Source organism: Thermolongibacillus altinsuensis (assembly GCF_004341205.1).
Lineage (GTDB): Bacteria > Bacillota > Bacilli > Bacillales > Anoxybacillaceae > Thermolongibacillus > Thermolongibacillus altinsuensis.
This window is the reverse complement of record NZ_SLUL01000001.1, coordinates 260,301-277,597: the sequence shown is the minus strand read 5'-3', so window position 1 is coordinate 277,597 and position 17,297 is coordinate 260,301. Positions and strand designations below refer to the sequence as shown.

Below are 17,297 nucleotides of genomic sequence, written 5' to 3'. Positions count from 1 at the left end.
TTTTACTTTAATTCCATTATATACAAAAATTTTATTAGGAATAGTGTCAAAAGTCGGACAATCGTTCTCTTTTTTCTTTATTGAAAAAGCAATAACGATTTGCTCTTCCTCATTCCATATGGTAGATTCAAAATGTACGATGAGAGTTGAAAGGATGACAATCGCCATGCAGAAAAAAATATGGATTGGAACTTGGATCATGTCATTCAGTTTAGTTTTGAGCGCTTGCTCGACAAACGAAACAACCCATCCAGCAACGAAACATGTAACAAGTTCAGGAGATGTTCGCGAAACGACATCATCCGTTGACAAACTTCCTTCTTTTTTACACAAACATGACGAAAATATGACCCTTCTCTATCAACAAGCTGCCCAACATCAAACGTTGTTAGAACACATCCCTTGTTATTGCGGTTGCGGTGAATCAGCTGGCCACCAAAACAACTACGATTGTTTTGTATACGAAAACAAACAAGACGGCTCCATTGTTTGGGACGACCATGCAACCAAATGCGGTGTTTGCTTAGAGATCGCCGCAACGTCCATTCGTGAATACAAAAACGGAAAATCGATGAAAGAAATTCGCCAAATGATTGATGAAACCTATAAAGAAGGATACGCGAAACCAACTCCAACGAAGCCACTTTAAAAAAATCGAGCACACCTGCTTGGTTTTTTCGTTATTTCAACACATACGTCCCAAACCGCTGTAAAAAAACCGAGCACGGCTCGGTTTTTTTACTTCAACACATACGTTGCTAAGACGCGCTGAAGTTCATAAATGTTTAAGCTTTTGTTAAACTGCTTTTGAATCGGTGTGGCACTTCCGGAAATCCAAATTTTTAATTCAGCATCCAGATCGAAATTTCCCGCTGTTTCGATGCTAAAGTGAGTGATGCTGCGATAAGGAATGGAATGATACTCCACCTTTTTGCCCGTTAGCCCTTGTTTATCAACGAGAATTAAGCGCTTGTTTGTAAACAAAAATAGATCGCGAATAAGTTTATATGCTTTTTCAATCTGCTCCCCTTCTGCCAAAATGTTCGAAAACTCACGTTGCAATTCCGCTACATTCACTTCAGACGCATTTCCCATTAATCCATCCAAAAAACCCATTGTATATTCCCCCTATTTTTTTGTTAGTTGCCATGCGCGTTTCAAATCTTTCCAAGACGACGATTGGCCGTATAGGAGCACACCGCCGCGGTATACTTTTGCCCCAACAATCGCGAAAAACACAATCGTACCGACAAGCAAGAGAAGACTAACAGCGATCTCCCATGCAGGAACATTCAACATGCCAATGCGCAAAAACATAATCATCGGTGCGAAAAACGGGATAAATGACGTCACCGTAATAAATGGTGCATCAGGAGAATTTAACCCAAACATCGCAATGAAAAACGCACCGACGACAAGCATCGACACAGGGGTGGCGATTTGTTGAACGTCCTCAACACGGCTCACTAACGAACCGAGAAGCGCAAACAATGTTGCATATAAAAAATATCCAAGCAAGAAAAAGAGAATCGCATACAAGATCGTGCCAATCGGCATGTTTTCTGTCCCTAAAAGCTCCGCGAGTAAATCGCTGTTTTGCAACGATGTGTAACCGATCGTAAAGATGATGACGAACTGCGTTAAGCTAAGCAAAGCAACGCCTAAAATTTTTCCAAACATTTGTTGTACAGGCGGCGCGCTGGAGATTAATATTTCCATCACCCGTGATGACTTTTCCGTCGCCACTTCCATCATAATCATGCTGCCGTACATAATGACAAAAATATACATTGCAATTAAAAGCACATACATAATCGCGCGTGCTTGATTAATTTGTTCTTCCGTTTTTGCATTTTTTTCAAGCGCGATTTTGTTAAACACAATAGGGGCATATAGTTCTTTCATCTGTTCAGGTTTTAAACCTATTTTCGCTGTTGCCAATGTCATCTTCAACTGTTGAAGCGCCTGTTCAAGTTGTGTTGGAACGTCGCTACCAGCAATCGTCATCGCATAATACGTCGCTTTCGGCAGCTGCTTTTCATCATAATCAAGCACAACATAAGCGTACCATTCTTCATTTTGCACCTTTTTCTTTGCTTGCTCTTCGCTTTTATTGGATTTAACGACTTTGATTTCTTTCGCTCCATTTGCTTTCAGTTGCTCCTTGAGCGGTTCATACAATGCATTCGTTCTGTCGATGATGGCGATCGTTTTTTCGCTATCTTTATTAAAATGCTCAATAATGCGATCGATGTTTGCGATGCCAAAAACAAGCAAGGTCGTCATGATGGTGGAAATTAAAAATGATTTTGACTTTAATTTTGATACATATGTATGCGAAAGCACAATCCAAAATTTATTCATACGCCGCACCTACTTTCTCGATAAAAATGTCATTTAACGACGGTTCTTCGAGCGAAAATTTACGGATGAATCCTTTTTGCGAAATATGTGCAAGAATTTGCTGGGAGACTTCTTCGTTTTCAATTTGCAAGCGAATTCCTTCCGCCGTCGTTTCCGCTTTCACAACACCCGGAAACGTCCGCAGCTCCTCAAGCGAGAAATCGGCATGAATGATAATATTTTTTTTGCCAAACGAACGTTTAATTTCTTTTAACGAACCGTGCACGATCGGCTTGCCGCGATGCATAATGCACAAATGTTCACAAAGCTCTTCGACATGTTCCATGCGATGGCTCGAAAAAACGATCGTCGTCCCTTCGTTTTTCAAATCAATAACCGCCTTTTTTAACAGCTCGACGTTCACCGGATCGAGACCGCTGAACGGTTCGTCTAAAATTAAAAGCTTCGGCCGATGAATGACCGCGGCGATGAATTGAATTTTTTGCTGATTCCCTTTCGATAGCTCTTCGACTTTTTTATTCTCGTACTCCGGCACCTTAAAACGCTCAAGCCAACGTCTCATTTCCTTTACGATTGTTTCCTTATCCATTCCGCGCAATCGCCCTAAGTAGATGAGCTGCTCTTTCACTTTTAACTTTGGATACAAGCCGCGCTCTTCAGGCAAATAGCCGATGAGATGGCTGCTTTCATATGTAATCGGCTGATTGTTCCACGTAATTTCTCCTTCCGTCGGATCCAAGAGCCCTAAAATCATCCGAAACGTCGTTGTCTTCCCTGCCCCGTTTGCTCCTAAAAAGCCGAACATTTCCTGCTCGGGAATATCGATGGTCACATCATCGACCGCCACAAAATCGCCAAACCGCTTCGTCACATGGCGTAATCGTAAACCCATAAACAACACCTCTCCCCTTTTTCTTTTGTATGCATTACGACGAAAACAGGAAAAAGTTTCATAATTTTTCAGTCCTTTACTATTATAATACAAAATAATGGTTATAAAAGGATATTTATAAAAAATGTTATTATTTATTCACCTCAACTGCGCTCATAAACTCTCAAAAAATTCTTCTTTTTTATACGTTTGGTTTGCGGTCATCGCATCGTTTAGCATGCTATATTGATTCAAGTTGAGTTTCAGACACATCACATCATGAATAGAAGACCGCTTTTCTGCCATAGGCGGCAAGATTTTTCTTGCCGCCCCGGCATGCTAGAAGCATGCCGATTCCGAACGTAAAACGCATGACAGACAAATTCATTTGTCTGATGGCGTTTTCGTTCGGAGAAGTGGCAGAAAAGCTTGTTTATGTCGGAAAATTAAGCTTATCATATATATATTGATTTATAAGTCTTGACAAAATTCCTTTTTCGATGGATAATTTTCAGAAAAATCATTCATACAAAAAACGGTACGGGACTAGTAAATCTATGGAACGTGCAAGAGAATGGAACTCATAGGCTGGAAGGTTCCTCACGGGAAGTAGATTGAACCTGCCCTAGATGGCCGCTTATGCAAACATAAGCCGTCTTTCCCGCGTTACGGGACGAGAGTTGGGTGCACACGCACCAAAAAAGGTGGTACCGCGGAACGCTTTTTCCGTCCTTTTACAAGGAGGGGAAAAGCGTTTTTTATTTTAAAAATAAGAAAGGATGATGTTGTGAAAAAGAAGCGAGTGATCGTCAAAATCGGCAGCAGTTCTCTCACCGATGAAAAAGGCGCGCTTTCTGAACAAAAGCTTTTCGATCATGTCGAAGCGCTCGCCTATTTAAAACAGCTAGGCCATGAAGTCATTTTAATCTCTTCAGGCGCAGTCGCCGCTGGCTTCGGCTCGCTTGGCTATGCATCAAGACCGAAAACAACAGCGGGAAAACAAGCAGCAGCAGCCGTCGGTCAAGGTTTATTAATGCAAGGCTACATTTCTGTTTTTCGGCAATTTGGCATTGTAACGGGACAAATTTTATTGACGAGAGAAGATTTTTACAGCCGCGAGCGATTTCATAACCTATTTTCCACCATATCTAAATTGCTTGAGCGCGGGGTATTGCCCATCATCAATGAAAATGATTCCGTCTCTATTGAAGAGTTGACCTTCGGCGACAACGATATGCTATCTGCTCTCGTCAGCGGTTTTTTACATGCCGATGCGTTGATCATTTTAACGGATATTAACGGGTTGTACGATCGCAATCCGAAAACGAATAAGGATGCCAAAAAATATTCTTTTCTCGCTGAAATCACGGACGATTTAATCGAGAAAGCGGGAGGAAGCAGTTCGTCTGTCGGAACCGGAGGGATGAAATCAAAACTTCTCGCAGCGCAAAAAGCACTTTCATTTGGAGTTAGCGTGTTTGTCGGAACCGGCGAAGGAAAAGAAAAACTTCGTGACATTTTAGAAGGAAAAGGAAATGGCACATATATCGGCGCTCCGTTTCAACCTCACATGCAAATGCGTAAACAATGGATCGCCTATCATGCGCACGTTGCCGGGAAAATTGAAATCGACGGAGGAGCAGAGAACGCCCTTTTGCATAAAGGGAAAAGTTTGCTGCCAGCCGGTGTAACGAACATTTTCGGCACATTTCAAGCGCTTGATGTCGTCGAAGTCGTCAATCAGAAGGGAACCGTCATCGGCCGAGGGCAAATTTACTACTCTTCCGCCGACTTAGAAAAAGTGAAAGGATGGGCAAGCGACCAAGCAAAATCATATTCCATCCATCAACGCCCGGAAGTCATCCATCGCGATAACTGGGTACCGTTAAGAAAGGAGAGTTTTGTAAAATGAGCGAGCTACAAACAAAAGCAAAGCGATTAAAAGAAGCAGCAAAAACATTAGCGATTCGATCGGCCAATGAAAAAAATGAGGCGCTAGCCATGGTGGCCGACGCCCTGATGGAGCAAAAAGAATGGATTCTTCAAGAAAACGAAAAAGACGTTGCTCTTGGAAAAGAACATGGACTTTCTCCTGCTCTCATCGATCGCTTGCAATTAACAGACAAACGCATGATGCAAATGGTCGACGGCGTTCGTCAACTGATCGAATTGCCTGATCCGATTGGCGAAACCGTAGAAGAATGGACTCGGCCAAACGGATTGCGAATCAAAAACATTCGCGTTCCTCTTGGCGTCATCGGCATGGTTTATGAAGCGCGCCCAAATGTCACCGTCGATGCGGCGAGCCTTTGTTTAAAAGCAGGAAATGCGGTGCTGTTGCGCGGAAGTTCATCGGCGCTCCATTCCAATAAAGCACTCGTTCACGTGATGAAACAAGCTTTGAAACATTCTTCAATTCCTACAGATGCAATCCAGCTTTTAGAAGATACAAGCCGCGAAACCGCCCAGCAAATGTTTCGGCTGAATGAATATTTAGATGTATTAATTCCGCGAGGCGGCGCGAGCCTCATCCAATCGGTCATTCAAAACGCAACGGTCCCTGTTTTAGAAACCGGCGTTGGCAATTGCCATATTTTTATTGATGAATCCGCCCAAAAACAAATGGCCATCGACATTGCCCTAAACGCCAAACTCCAACGCCCATCGGTTTGCAACGCCGTCGAAACGGTTTTAATTCACGAAAACTGGCCTTATGTATCGGAGTTATTCGAGGCATTGCACAACCAAGGCGTCGAACTTCGCGGCGACCATACGCTTGCCTCCTCATACTCGTTTGTGCATCAAGCCAATGAAACGGACTGGAGCACGGAGTATTTGGCGCCCATTTTAGCCGTGAAACTGGTCAAAGATGTAAAAGAGGCCATTCAGCATATTGATCAATATGGCACGAAACATTCCGAAGCGATTCTTTCTGAAGATGATAAAAATGTAAACTTATTTCTTCAATCGGTAGATGCCGCCGTTCTTTACCATAACGCATCCACCCGCTTTACAGACGGCGAACAATTTGGTTACGGGGCAGAAATCGGCATTAGCACCCAAAAATTGCATGCCCGCGGTCCAATGGGATTGCGGGCGCTCACCACAACGAAATCGATTGTATACGGCACAGGACAAATTCGCTTATAACGATTTTACAATGAAAAAATGCCAGCCTCCGAAGAATGAACGAGCATCTGTCAAGTAGACAGCGCCACTCATGCGGCATGGGTTCGAAAAACAATCGGACTCATGCCGCATTTGTTTTGGATGCGCATTTCGTTATAAAGTAGGTAATGTGATGTGACGGTAGCTCATAGTCACTTGATCGTCATGCTATTCCTTGTCCGTGTTCCTTAAATAGTAAATATAATCTGTCGATACTCCTTGATAACCCAATTGCCTAATCATCGCTGCAATATTGCCGCGATGATAAGTTCCATGGTTCACGATATGGTAAACAATTTCACGGATGCTGTTACGAAAACGCTCTCCTTTCGTGTTCGTATAAATGACTGGTTGTTCCAAATCATCTTTAAGATCGAGAAATTTCAACATCTCATTGTGTAAATCAGTAAATGCATCATTTATTTCTTGTATGGTCTTAAATGGTTTTGATTCGATGGAATTCACACTTTTTCCGCTTATCCTTAGAAACCATAATTCATCGACAGCATACATATGTGCAAAAGTGTGTGAAATGGAAGGAAAAACGCTATTTACTTCCTTATTCATAGTTTCTTTTGGTAACTTGCTTAAATGTTCGATCAGTTGTTTGTTTGCCCATGAGTGGTAATCAAAAAATTGTAATGTTAACTTTTTCATTTTTTCATCCTCTCCCGATTTTTACAATATACAACCATTTCGCTTCATTTTTCAGAATTCCTACTACCTATCCCGGTTATTTTCTACTATAAGATTGGATGAAGCAATCTTTTTCAAAAGGGGTCGAACTTCGTGATGCCAACACGTTTGTTCATCAAGCAAATAAAACGGACTAGATCTAGGAATTAAAAAAATCGGGGGGCTTCCCCACATATGAATCCCCCGCTAACTTCTTATAAATCCGCCTTCGGAGTTTATACATTAATATAGAAGTTATTATACTGTTGCCGTAAAACATGTTTTTGAATTTTTTATTGAACACCTTTGTTTCTTATCAGAACATGACTATGTATCGTTTACTACACATGATTTCTACCTGCTACTCGCACAATCCACCTTACCAATAACTGTCCAATCAAATAAATAATCGCAATGAAAACAACTGCACCATTTCTCCCGACAACTGTAAACCAATATGGATCATTTGGAATAAAAGAAGCAGCCAAAAATAAAGAAAAAATCATGGTAATCAAATTAATTAAAAAAACAAGAATGATTTTTACTTGTGTAGCCGCAACTCCTGCTAAAATGATTGCCAACAAAAACCCGATCATTAAAAAAGGGGCTTCTTTCCTTTGGGAATGCTGTCCATATTCGTAAAAATGAAAAAGAAAAGGAACGGGAACGAAAGATAAAAAAAACCATGCAACTTTCATCCAATTGATTTCCTTAACCATCTTTCATCACCTTCATCATTCTCGTGACACCCTGTCATGCTAGGGCATGGCGCTTCCAAACATATTTAGTGGTTCACCGCTATCCTCTTACAAATCCGCCTTCCGAATGAATCACTTGACCCGTAATCCATTCTGCTTCGTCGCTTGCTAGAAAACGAACGAGTCGAGCCGCATCATGAGGTGTGCCAATCCGGCCAAACGGAAACTTAGGAAGGAGGTGTTGTTTGATCTCTTCATTCATCCAGCCTGTATCCGTTGGCCCCGGATTGACCGCATTAACAGTAATTCCTTTTGGTGCCACCTCGACAGCGAACGTTTTCACAAATGCGTCAATCGCCCCTTTTGTCGCAGCATAGGCAACCTCTCCCGGCATCGGTCCCAATGATTGCCCCGATGTCATCATCATGATCCGACCGCCTCGTTGTTTTTGAAATGCTTTCGCAAATTCAACGCTAAGCATGATCGGCGCCCTGACGTTGATGAAATAATGATGATCCAACATCTCGCTTGTCAAGGATGAATAATCTGTTGGATAAGAGTAACAGGCATTGTTTACTAAAATATCCGGCTCTCCTAGCGTATCTATGACTGCTTGCAATAATGTCTTTGGCGCATCTTCTTTTGATAAATCCAGCTCGAGACAGTGGCACGCCACACCTAATTCCTCTATTTTTCTTTTAATCAACTGCGGCTCGTTTCGTTCCACTCCCCATGGCATCGATTCATCATATGCTCGCCAATAGGTGAAAAAAATGTCCGCACCCGCTTCCGCTAACGCCTCACAAATCGCAGCGCCAATTCCTTTCATCCTGCTGACGCCTGTTACCACTGCAATTTTCCCTTGTAATGATAGCTCAACCAACAAAAACTCACTCCTATTCTTTGATCCTCTTTACAGCCTGAACCGCAGCAATCAAACTATATATGATAAGATTAATTTTCCGACATAAACAAGCTTTTCTGCCACTTCCCCGAACGAAAACGCCATCAGACAAATGAATTTGTCTGCCATGCGTTTTACGTTCGGAATCAGCATGCTTCTAGCATGCTGGGGCCGCAAGAAAAATCTTGCCGCCTATGGCAGAAAAGCGACCTTCTATTCACGATGAAATATGTCGGAAACTCAACTTGAATCTATCCTGAAAACACCATTTAAGACAAAAAACGGAACCCGTCTAGCCTTCGGAATTAAATTCCAAAGGAAGGTATTTCAGTATATATATGGTTAATAAGTGCTATGCACTCGTTTTTTCCAGTTTCACTTCGTACCCTAACCCCTCTAATCGTTTCACCGTTTGACGCACGATGCTCGCTTCTCGCTGCCGATCCCAGTAGTCGGCTCCCAACTCTCTATACGGTTCCTTTCGAGTTAAGATGTAATAGATCATTTCTAAAATCGTTCTCCCGACCGCGACACTCGCTCGATTCGCTCCTCTTCGTTTGGCGATCCGATGATACTTGGCCGATAGGTACGTGTTCTTCGTTCGGGCGGCGGCACGGGCGCATTCCACGAGGCACGACCTTAGCTTCTTGTTCCCTTTCCTCGTTCGACCTGACAACCGTTTCCCTGCACTCTCATGATTCCCGGGAGCCATTCCGGTCCATGAGGCCAAGTGCGCGTCGGTAGGGAACCGGCTCATATCCGTCCCGATTTCCGCTACAATTTGTTCCGCGCTTTGCCGCCCCACTCCCGGGATCGTATCGATGAGCTCCAGCGCTTCATGAAAAGGGCTCGTTCGTTCCTCGATTTCTCGATCCAACCGGGCAATCGCTTCATCTAAATACTCCACATGACGCCATTGCTCGGCCAGCATCATGCGTTGATGCGGCCCTATCATTCCTTTCAACGCGCGCCGGAGCTCTTCCGTTTTTTGTTTCAACCGCCCTTTGGCGAGCTGGGCGAGGGCCGCCGGATCGTCCTTTCCTTCGATAAGGGCGCGAATGATGAGCCGGGCCGATATCCCGTTGATGTCGGATACGACCGAAGAAAGTTTGATATTGGCTCCTTCCAGCACTTTTTGGATGCGGTTGAGCTCCCGTGCTCGTTCCTCGATCAAACTGCGCCGATAACGGACCAGTTCCCGGAGCTCCCGCTGAGCCCGATGAGGGATGTAACTCCCTTTTAGCAATCCATGGCGAAGCAAGTCCGCGATCCATTCAGCATCTTTGACATCGGTCTTTCGCCCGGGAACCGCTTTGATGTGTTGGGCATTGACGACAAGCACTTCGATCGGCTCTGCTTCGAGGAGATTATACACTGGCTTCCAATATACGCCCGTCGACTCCATGGCAACGTGCGTCACCTTTTTTTCTTTCAGCCAATCCACCAACTCCTCGAGATCGTCGGTCAGCGTACCAAACGTGCGAATCTCTTTTCCTTCAGGGGTAAGGGCGCAAGCCGTAATCGATTGCTTATGCACGTCCAATCCGCAACAGCGTTCATACAAGACGCGCATCAGTCTCCCTCCCTGCTTCGTTCTCAAAAACAGCTGGTGCAGTAGCCTTTGTTCAAGCATTCTATCCTGCGTGCTTCCCTCAAGGGAGCGACATTCCGTAGTGCACCAGACTACTGGGGTCCGTCTATATATCGGACTTTTACGTACCATAGATACAACGACCTCATGACCCCAGCTGCAAGGAGACCATTCGACAGAAGGTTGTTTTCATCCTTCCGATGGTGACGAAATTTTTTTGTCATGGGAGTCTATATAACAATAATAACTGCAATACCAACCATTTCCCCTATAACACTTCGCCATTCCATCCTATAACGTCCTTTCTTTTAAAATACTATCCATACAATTTTACACCATTATAATACAAAATTAGGTTTTTATAGGTACCGTCTTGTGTAATATAATGGGGGTAGGGTTTCTCTGAAATGGATTTGGAATGAATAGGGAACTAGTTTCCTCCACACAGGAGACTGAATATTCAGTCTCCTGTGTGGAAAGGGAGAATCCCCCTATTTTGTTTATTTACAGTATTTAGTTAATGATAACGTTCTTCAAACATTCGTTGAAGGGCTTCCTGTGCTTCGGCAAATCCTCGCAACTTTCGCTCTGCCCATTTCTCATTAAAATCTTGAATGGTCAAATACACGATTTTTTCAGCGGCTTCTAAACTATTCAAACTGTTCATCGGCTTTAGACGTTTCCGAATCTCCTTGATCGTTCGTTTGATGGCATTGGTCGTGTAAATCACACTTCGAATACTGCTTGGATAATCCATAAATGTAAGGAGGACATCCAACTCATTGGCCCAAGATTGGACTTCTCTCGGATATTTGCTGGACCATTTCGATTCAAACTGTTGAAACATCTGTAACGCCATCTCCTTATTCGGCGCGCGATAAATCAGCTTGAGATTCCTCGGCCACTTCAAATTGGTCTTTTTTCCGAACACGATTGAGCGTGTTACGGACTTTGTGAACGACACAACGCTGTACATCGGCTTTCGGATAAACCGCCTTAAAGGCTTCCTCCAACCCCGGTAGTCCATCGAATACGCCCAGAAGCACTTCCTTGACGCCTCTTTGGTAGAGGTTTTGAAGAATTTCCTGCCATACATAGGCGCTTTCTTGTCCTCCCACAAAGAAATCAAAAATTTCGCGATATCCTTCTTCGTTCACCCCTAACACCACATAAATGACTTCTTTCTCCACGGTTTCGCGACGAAGTTTTACGTATAAACCATCCAAATATAAGACGGAATAACGCTTGTGCAGTGGACGAGTGTGCCATTTCTCGATGTCTTCCTTCACTACATCGGTAATACGGCTGATCGTTGCAGGAGAATAGGCATTGCCTAAAATTCGTTCAATAAACTTGCCAATTTCACGTGTACTCATGCCACTTTGATACATCCTGATGATGGCTTCCTCAAGCCAGCCGGTGTGGCGTCGGTAATTGGGTTTGAAATTCTCCGTTTCGGTCTCTAGGGACCAAAAGAACTTCAATCCGGCCATATTGTGTATCTAGATTTCGTTGATAGTAGCCGTTTCTCATATTCGACGTTCCGGCCTGTTCTATTTCGAGGAAATTCTTGATTTCTTCCCGCATGATCAGTTCTAATTTTTCCTTTACAAATTGACGAATGGCGTTTCCAGTTGATTGACCCAGTCTAAATTCGGTATACTTTTAGACATAGGTAGGGTTCTCCTTTCTCTGGAATGTTTGGGTTTAATCAGAGAATACCCTACCTTTTTTCTTTTGTTCTAGCAAAATGCTTTACACAAAATTTTATACATCATCTTTTTATATGTTTGGAAGTGTCTCAAGAATTCGATTTTACCTATTATCTTTCAAAATATAACATTAGCGATCATTTACTATTTCACAATTCCATGATGCCGTAACTTTTCAATCTCTTCATCTGTATAACCCAGATCCTGCAATATTTCTTGATTATGTTGTCCGAGTAAAGGCGCGGGTTTGGTAAGTTGACAAGGTGTTTCCGAGAATTTAGCAGGAAACCCTAACGTTTTCATCACTCCACCGACTGGATGCGTATATTCAAGTATCATATCGCGCGCTTGAATATGTGGATCCGCTAGTGTTTGATCATACGAATAAACAGGTCCAGACGGAATACCGTATTCGTCTAACAATTTAAGCCAGTAGCTCGAATCATGATTCACTAACACTTGTTCAATCTCTTCTGTTAACTCCTCGACATGTTTTGCACGTAAACTATTTGTCAGAAAACGTTTATCTTCCAACCATTCAGGCTTTTTCACAACGTGTAAACAGAATATTTCCCATAGCTTTTGATTCGCAGCTCCAATTAATATAAATCCATCTTTTGTACGGAATCCTTGGTAAGGAGCTGACACGCGATGCGCCGTTCCATTCCGCCGCGGGACTTCGCCGCTACCAAAATAAGCTGCTGCTTCCCAAACGGTCCAAGCAAGTCCCGAATCCACTAGAGAAACATCAATATATTGACCCTCGCCGCTTTTCAAACGATGTATGTATGCAGCTAAAATAGACTGAAGAGCTGTTTGAGCGGCCGCAATGTCATGAATGGCAATGCCTACTTTAACTGGCTTTCCGTTCCGTTCTCCGGTCATGTCCATTATTCCTGAGAAGCCTTGCGCGATAATGTCAAACCCACCTTTTTCACGATAAGGCCCTGTTTGCCCGTAACCAGAAATAGAACAATAAATGAGAGAAGGATTCAATGCGCTTAGCGTATCATAATCAATGCCTAGTTTTTTCGTGACACCTGGCCGAAAGTTCTCGACAAACACATCTGCCGATTTTACGAGTTCAAGTAAAATACGTCTACCTTCTTCACTTTTTAAATTAATGCACATCCCTCTCTTATTACGATTGACCATCATGTACATATAACTTTCTCCATTAATAAACGGACCCATTGCACGGGTATCATCACCTTTTGGGAATTTTTCTACTTTAATAACGTCTGCCCCCATATCTCCAAGCACCATTGTACAGTATGGTCCCGCTAATACCTGCGATACATCAATAACTTTCATGCCTTGCAAAGGTTGTTTCACTGTCGATCTCCACCTTTTATAAGTTCACGATTTGGACGTTACGAAGATCTTCTATACTTGATGTGTACAATAATGAGAGGGGTCCTTTTTCTTCCAAATGGCTAAACCCCCCACTAACCTCGTTTGAAGTTTTGGCTTCTAAACGACTTGTATGTTATAGCCGAACGAATGCAGCAAATGGCGCCCACTGAGAGTTTTTCTTCGCAGCTTCCTCTTATTATTCAAAAGAGATTGGAAAGGACCATGTAGAGCTGATACTAGAAATGCGTCATTGCTTGTTGTCATCGTCATTTTTTTGTCAATCATCTTTCCTCAAAAGTTGGGCTTTCTCTTCTCCATAAATGCTTGGATACCTTCTTTATAATCATCTGAACAATAAGAAGCTAAAATGATTTCTGAAATAGCTTCTGATTCTTCATTTTCCCCGTCAACCACCGATTGAATGACTTTTTTCATTCCAGAAATAGCAACAGACGACTTTTGGATGATTTGTTTAGCAAATTCGAAGCATTTCTCTTCGATTTCCTCACTCGAATAAACGTAGTCGATTAAACCAATCTCTTTCCCTTCATTTGCGGAAATGAGTTTCGCTGTGTAAAGCAATTCTTTTGTTTTGGATAGTCCAATCAAATTGTATAATCGTTTTGTACTGGTTAAATTGTAGACAATACCAATATTTGCAGCCGTAATCCCAAGTTTGCTATTTTCTGCAGCAAAGCGAAAATCACATGAACTTGCTAACTCAAGTCCTCCGCCAATAGCTAAACCTTGTATGAGCGCAATCGTCGGTTTTGAAAATCGATACAACTTTTCAATGGATTCAAGCGCAAAATCGTTGTATTTTTTCGCTTTTTCTGCAGAAAAACGAACTTCTAAAAACTCGCTAATGTCGGCGCCAGCGGAAAAAGCTGTTTCATCTACTCCGCGCACAACAAGCACTTTGACATTTTTATCTGTCTCCAATTCATCTAATAAAGCTCCTAATTCCTTAAACATGGCTAGCGTGAACGCGTTTTTTTTCTGGGGGCGATTGATGACAATTGTCGCGATCGCCCCGTTTTTTTCTATATACAGTTCGTTTGACATCCAAAAACCTCCAATCAATCTTTTTTCATGCGAGTGGCAAGACGATTACCGATTGATTGAATGACCTGCACAAGGATAATCAAGATGATGACTGTCGCGTACATGACACCTACTTCATACCGCAAATAACCATAACGATACGCTAAATCACCAAGACCTCCAGCGCCAACAAGTCCTGCCATTGCTGTAGCTCCAATAAGACTGACGGTAGCAATGGTCAATCCTAAAATGATCGAAGGGCGTGCTTCACGTAATAAGACATGCCAAATAATATGTCTTCTTTTTATCCCCATCGCTATATATGCCTCGATAATCCCGCTTTCCACTTCTAGTAATGCCGATTCCATTAAACGAGCGATATATGGAGCGGTGTAAATAACCAGCGGGACAATCACACCTTTTACACCTATTGTTGTGCCTACAATGAATTTCGTAAAAGGCAATATAAAGAATAATAAAATGATAAACGGTATAGAGCGAATGATATTGATGACCAAATTCAAAATCTGATAAATCCATTTATTATCAAACAGTTGACCTGGTCTAGTTAACACAAGCAAAATGCCTAATGGAATTCCAATGATGACGGCAAAAAACAGAGAGATACTGACCATTTGAACCGTTTCAATGAATGCTTGTCCGATAATAGGCAGCCACTTTTCCGTAAATTGTCCGCTTCCGCTCATTGACTACCCCTCCAATTCCTCTGTACCAACGCCTTGGCTACGTAAATACTGTATGGCTGCTTGAATATCTTCCGATTCACCAATTAGATGGACGACAATATTTCCAACAATCCCATTTTTCAGCTCGATAATATTTGCAGCTAAAATATTTGGTTTCACGTTAAATTTCTGGCTAACCTCCGCAAGCAACGGTTTTCCCGTACTTTCACCAACAAACGTAAGTCTGGAAACAACACCGTTTACATTTAACTGTGAGATTAAGCTAGGTGATAATTTTCGCTGAACAATTGTGCTTAAAAATTTCTTTGTCGTATGATGGGTAGGATTCGTAAATAGTTCAATTGTTGTCCCATGCTCCACAATACGTCCTCTTTCCATCACGTACACATAGTCACAAATCTTTTGAATGACATTCATTTCATGTGTTATGAGCAAAATCGTAATGCCAAGTTCTTGGTTGATTTTTAGCAATAGATCCAGAATCGAATCGGTCGTTTCTGGATCTAATGCACTTGTTGCCTCATCGCTTAACAGAATTTCTGGCTCTTGAGCTAAAGCCCTTGCTATGGCTACCCGCTGTTTTTGTCCTCCTGACAGTTGACTTGGATATGCATGGTGTTTATCTTCTAATCCAACAATTGATAAATATTTTTCTACTCGTTTTTTCACTTCTTCTTTACTAAAACCAAGCAATTTTAGCGGGATCGCAACATTGTCATAAACGGTCGCCGTTTTTAACAAATTAAATCCTTGAAAAATCATTCCGATTTTTTTACGCACTTCACGTAATTCATTGTTCGGAAGCGATGTAATTTCTTGACCGTTAATATAAACCTTCCCTTTTGTTGGTCTCTCTAGCAAATTAACACAGCGGATCAAGGTGCTTTTTCCCGCACCACTGTATCCAATCACACCATGAATTTCACCTTTTCTGACATGTAAAGTAACCTCTTCAACTGCTTTGATGACACCATTTTTAGATGGGAACGTTTTCGATATATTTTCTAGTACAATCATGGAGATCATCCCTTTCCGAGTAACAAAACCATCTTTTATATAGATTCAAGATGAGTTTCCGACATATCTCATCGTGAATAGAAGACTGCCTTTCTGCCATAGGCGGCAAGATTTTTCTTGCCGCCCCGGCATGCTTCTAGCATGCCGATTCCGAACGTAAAACGCATGACAGGCAAGTTCATTTGTCTGATGGCGTTTTCGTTCGGAGAAGTAGCAGAAAAAGCTCGTTTATGTTCGGAAAATTAAGCTCTTATCATATAGTTAGTTCATCACCATGCAGGAATGACTGAACCTTGGAATTTTTCTTCGATAAAATTCTTTACTTCTTCGGACTGATATGCCTTGATTAATTTCTTCACAGCTTCATCATCTTTGTTTTCAGGACGTACGACAATGTAATTAACATAATCTGAATCTGGTGATTCTAATAAAATAGAGTCATCTCTTGGGCTAAGGCCTGCTCCTAAAGCAAAGTTCGTATTAATGGCTGCCAAATCTACCTCACTTAAATGTTTTGGAATTTGGGCTGCTTCTAATTCTATAAATTTTAGGTTTTTTGGATTTTCAACTATATCGTGAATCGATGCAGTGTATTTTTTATCCTCTTTCAACTTAATAATCCCTTCTTTTTCCAAAATATGTAATGCACGCGCGCCATTGGTTGGATCATTCGGCAATCCAAATTTCGCACCATCTTCCAATTCATCAATACTTTTATATTTTTCCGAATACACTCCCATTGGATTTAGCACTGTTTTTGCCACAGGAACGAGGTCAGTCTTATGATCTTCGTTAAATTGCTCTAAAAACGGTTTGTGCTGATAGCTATTAGCATCCAAATCTCCCTCTGCTAAAGCTGTATTAGGAGTAACATAATCTGAAAATACCTTCAGTTCTATTTCTAACCCATCTTTCTCAGCAACTTTCTTCACAACTTCCATGATTTCTTCATGCGGCCCTGCTGTTACACCTACAACCAGTTTTTTGTCGTTCAGCGGTTTACCTGATGCTTTATCATTTCCTCCACATCCTGCAATGCCCCCTACCAATAAAAATAATGATAGAAGAAGTCCTAATTTTTTCATGTTGATTTCCCCCTTTTTTTAGTTTTTTTAGAAAAATTATAAGAGAGACATTCATTGTATAATTAAATACAATGCTTCTCTCTTACAAATTCATAGTTAATTTAT

The 17,297-nt window shown here is 42.0% G+C and carries 18 protein-coding genes and 1 pseudogene; 5 read left to right on the top strand and 14 right to left on the bottom strand.

Annotated features, from left to right (window positions below):
- The first annotated feature begins 166 nt into the window (after positions 1-166).
- Positions 167-649, top strand: coding sequence for a PCYCGC motif-containing (lipo)protein (locus EDD69_RS01485; protein ID WP_132947228.1), 483 nt, complete (start codon positions 167-169; stop codon positions 647-649).
- Positions 650-738: 89 nt separating this feature from the next.
- Here the strand turns inward: EDD69_RS01485 and EDD69_RS01480 are convergent, their stop codons facing one another.
- From EDD69_RS01480 to EDD69_RS01470, 3 genes are read right to left on the bottom strand one after another with little or no spacing between them, the layout of a single operon-like run.
- Positions 739-1,116, bottom strand: a complete 378-nt coding sequence (locus EDD69_RS01480) for a PH domain-containing protein (RefSeq protein WP_132947187.1) — start codon at positions 1,114-1,116, stop codon at positions 739-741.
- Between the two features lie 12 nt (positions 1,117-1,128).
- Positions 1,129-2,364: an ABC transporter permease gene (locus EDD69_RS01475; RefSeq protein ID WP_132947186.1), complete on the bottom strand. Its 1,236-nt coding sequence runs from the start codon at positions 2,362-2,364 to the stop codon at positions 1,129-1,131.
- Positions 2,357-3,256, bottom strand: a complete 900-nt coding sequence (locus EDD69_RS01470) for an ABC transporter ATP-binding protein (protein ID WP_132947185.1) — start codon at positions 3,254-3,256, stop codon at positions 2,357-2,359. Before EDD69_RS01470 ends, EDD69_RS01475 begins: the two co-directional genes overlap by 8 nt.
- A 302-nt stretch (positions 3,257-3,558) precedes the next feature.
- Here EDD69_RS01470 and EDD69_RS15185 point away from each other — a divergent pair, with 302 nt between their 5' ends.
- The 3 genes from EDD69_RS15185 (at position 3,559) to EDD69_RS01460 (ending at position 6,385) form a co-directional block, all read left to right on the top strand.
- Positions 3,559-3,705: a hypothetical protein gene (locus EDD69_RS15185; RefSeq protein WP_165871699.1), complete on the top strand. Its 147-nt coding sequence runs from the start codon at positions 3,559-3,561 to the stop codon at positions 3,703-3,705.
- A 317-nt stretch (positions 3,706-4,022) separates the two neighbouring features.
- Entirely contained in the window at positions 4,023-5,147 is a 1,125-nt protein-coding gene (gene proB, locus EDD69_RS01465) for a glutamate 5-kinase (protein ID WP_132947184.1), read from the top strand.
- Positions 5,144-6,385 carry a glutamate-5-semialdehyde dehydrogenase gene (locus EDD69_RS01460; protein WP_132947183.1) on the top strand — a complete coding sequence of 414 codons (1,242 nt, stop codon included), beginning with the start codon at positions 5,144-5,146 and terminating at the stop codon, positions 6,383-6,385. The genes proB and EDD69_RS01460 overlap by 4 nt, the downstream gene beginning before the upstream one ends.
- Before the next feature lie 186 nt (positions 6,386-6,571).
- Here the strand turns inward: EDD69_RS01460 and EDD69_RS01455 are convergent, their stop codons facing one another.
- The 10 genes and pseudogenes from EDD69_RS01455 to EDD69_RS01410 form a co-directional block, all read right to left on the bottom strand.
- Positions 6,572-7,060, bottom strand: coding sequence for a DinB family protein (locus EDD69_RS01455; RefSeq protein ID WP_132947182.1), 489 nt, complete (start codon positions 7,058-7,060; stop codon positions 6,572-6,574).
- 359 nt (positions 7,061-7,419) lie between these two features.
- A complete protein-coding gene (locus EDD69_RS01450; RefSeq protein ID WP_132947181.1) occupies positions 7,420-7,797 on the bottom strand; it encodes a hypothetical protein in 378 nt (125 codons plus the stop codon).
- A 79-nt stretch (positions 7,798-7,876) separates the two neighbouring features.
- Positions 7,877-8,662, bottom strand: a complete 786-nt coding sequence (locus EDD69_RS01445) for an SDR family oxidoreductase (protein WP_165871698.1) — start codon at positions 8,660-8,662, stop codon at positions 7,877-7,879.
- A gap of 48 nt (positions 8,663-8,710) precedes the next feature.
- On the bottom strand, positions 8,711-8,857 hold the full coding sequence (locus EDD69_RS15180; protein ID WP_165871697.1) for a hypothetical protein: 147 nt from the start codon (positions 8,855-8,857) through the stop codon (positions 8,711-8,713).
- A gap of 175 nt (positions 8,858-9,032) precedes the next feature.
- A complete protein-coding gene (locus EDD69_RS01440) occupies positions 9,033-10,253 on the bottom strand; it encodes an IS110 family RNA-guided transposase (protein WP_132947227.1) in 1,221 nt (406 codons plus the stop codon).
- A 535-nt stretch (positions 10,254-10,788) separates the two neighbouring features.
- A pseudogene (locus tag EDD69_RS01435) lies at positions 10,789-11,944 on the bottom strand (IS256 family transposase).
- A 183-nt stretch (positions 11,945-12,127) separates the two neighbouring features.
- A complete protein-coding gene (locus tag EDD69_RS01425) occupies positions 12,128-13,318 on the bottom strand; it encodes a CaiB/BaiF CoA transferase family protein (protein ID WP_132947178.1) in 1,191 nt (396 codons plus the stop codon).
- A gap of 312 nt (positions 13,319-13,630) precedes the next feature.
- Positions 13,631-14,404 carry an enoyl-CoA hydratase/isomerase family protein gene (locus EDD69_RS01420; RefSeq protein WP_132947177.1) on the bottom strand — a complete coding sequence of 258 codons (774 nt, stop codon included), beginning with the start codon at positions 14,402-14,404 and terminating at the stop codon, positions 13,631-13,633.
- A 14-nt stretch (positions 14,405-14,418) separates the two neighbouring features.
- A complete protein-coding gene (locus tag EDD69_RS01415) occupies positions 14,419-15,090 on the bottom strand; it encodes a methionine ABC transporter permease (protein ID WP_132947176.1) in 672 nt (223 codons plus the stop codon).
- 3 nt (positions 15,091-15,093) lie between these two features.
- Positions 15,094-16,107 carry a methionine ABC transporter ATP-binding protein gene (locus EDD69_RS01410; RefSeq protein WP_132947175.1) on the bottom strand — a complete coding sequence of 338 codons (1,014 nt, stop codon included), beginning with the start codon at positions 16,105-16,107 and terminating at the stop codon, positions 15,094-15,096.
- Positions 16,108-16,224: 117 nt separating this feature from the next.
- Between EDD69_RS01410 and EDD69_RS15630 the strand changes: the two genes are divergently transcribed.
- The gene (locus EDD69_RS15630) at positions 16,225-16,353 is read left to right on the top strand and encodes a hypothetical protein (protein ID WP_279388119.1); all 129 of its coding nucleotides are present in this window, start codon (positions 16,225-16,227) and stop codon (positions 16,351-16,353) included.
- 23 nt (positions 16,354-16,376) lie between these two features.
- Here the strand turns inward: EDD69_RS15630 and EDD69_RS01405 are convergent, their stop codons facing one another.
- The gene (locus tag EDD69_RS01405; protein ID WP_132947174.1) at positions 16,377-17,192 is read right to left on the bottom strand and encodes a MetQ/NlpA family ABC transporter substrate-binding protein; all 816 of its coding nucleotides are present in this window, start codon (positions 17,190-17,192) and stop codon (positions 16,377-16,379) included.
- Positions 17,193-17,297: the final 105 nt, after the last annotated feature.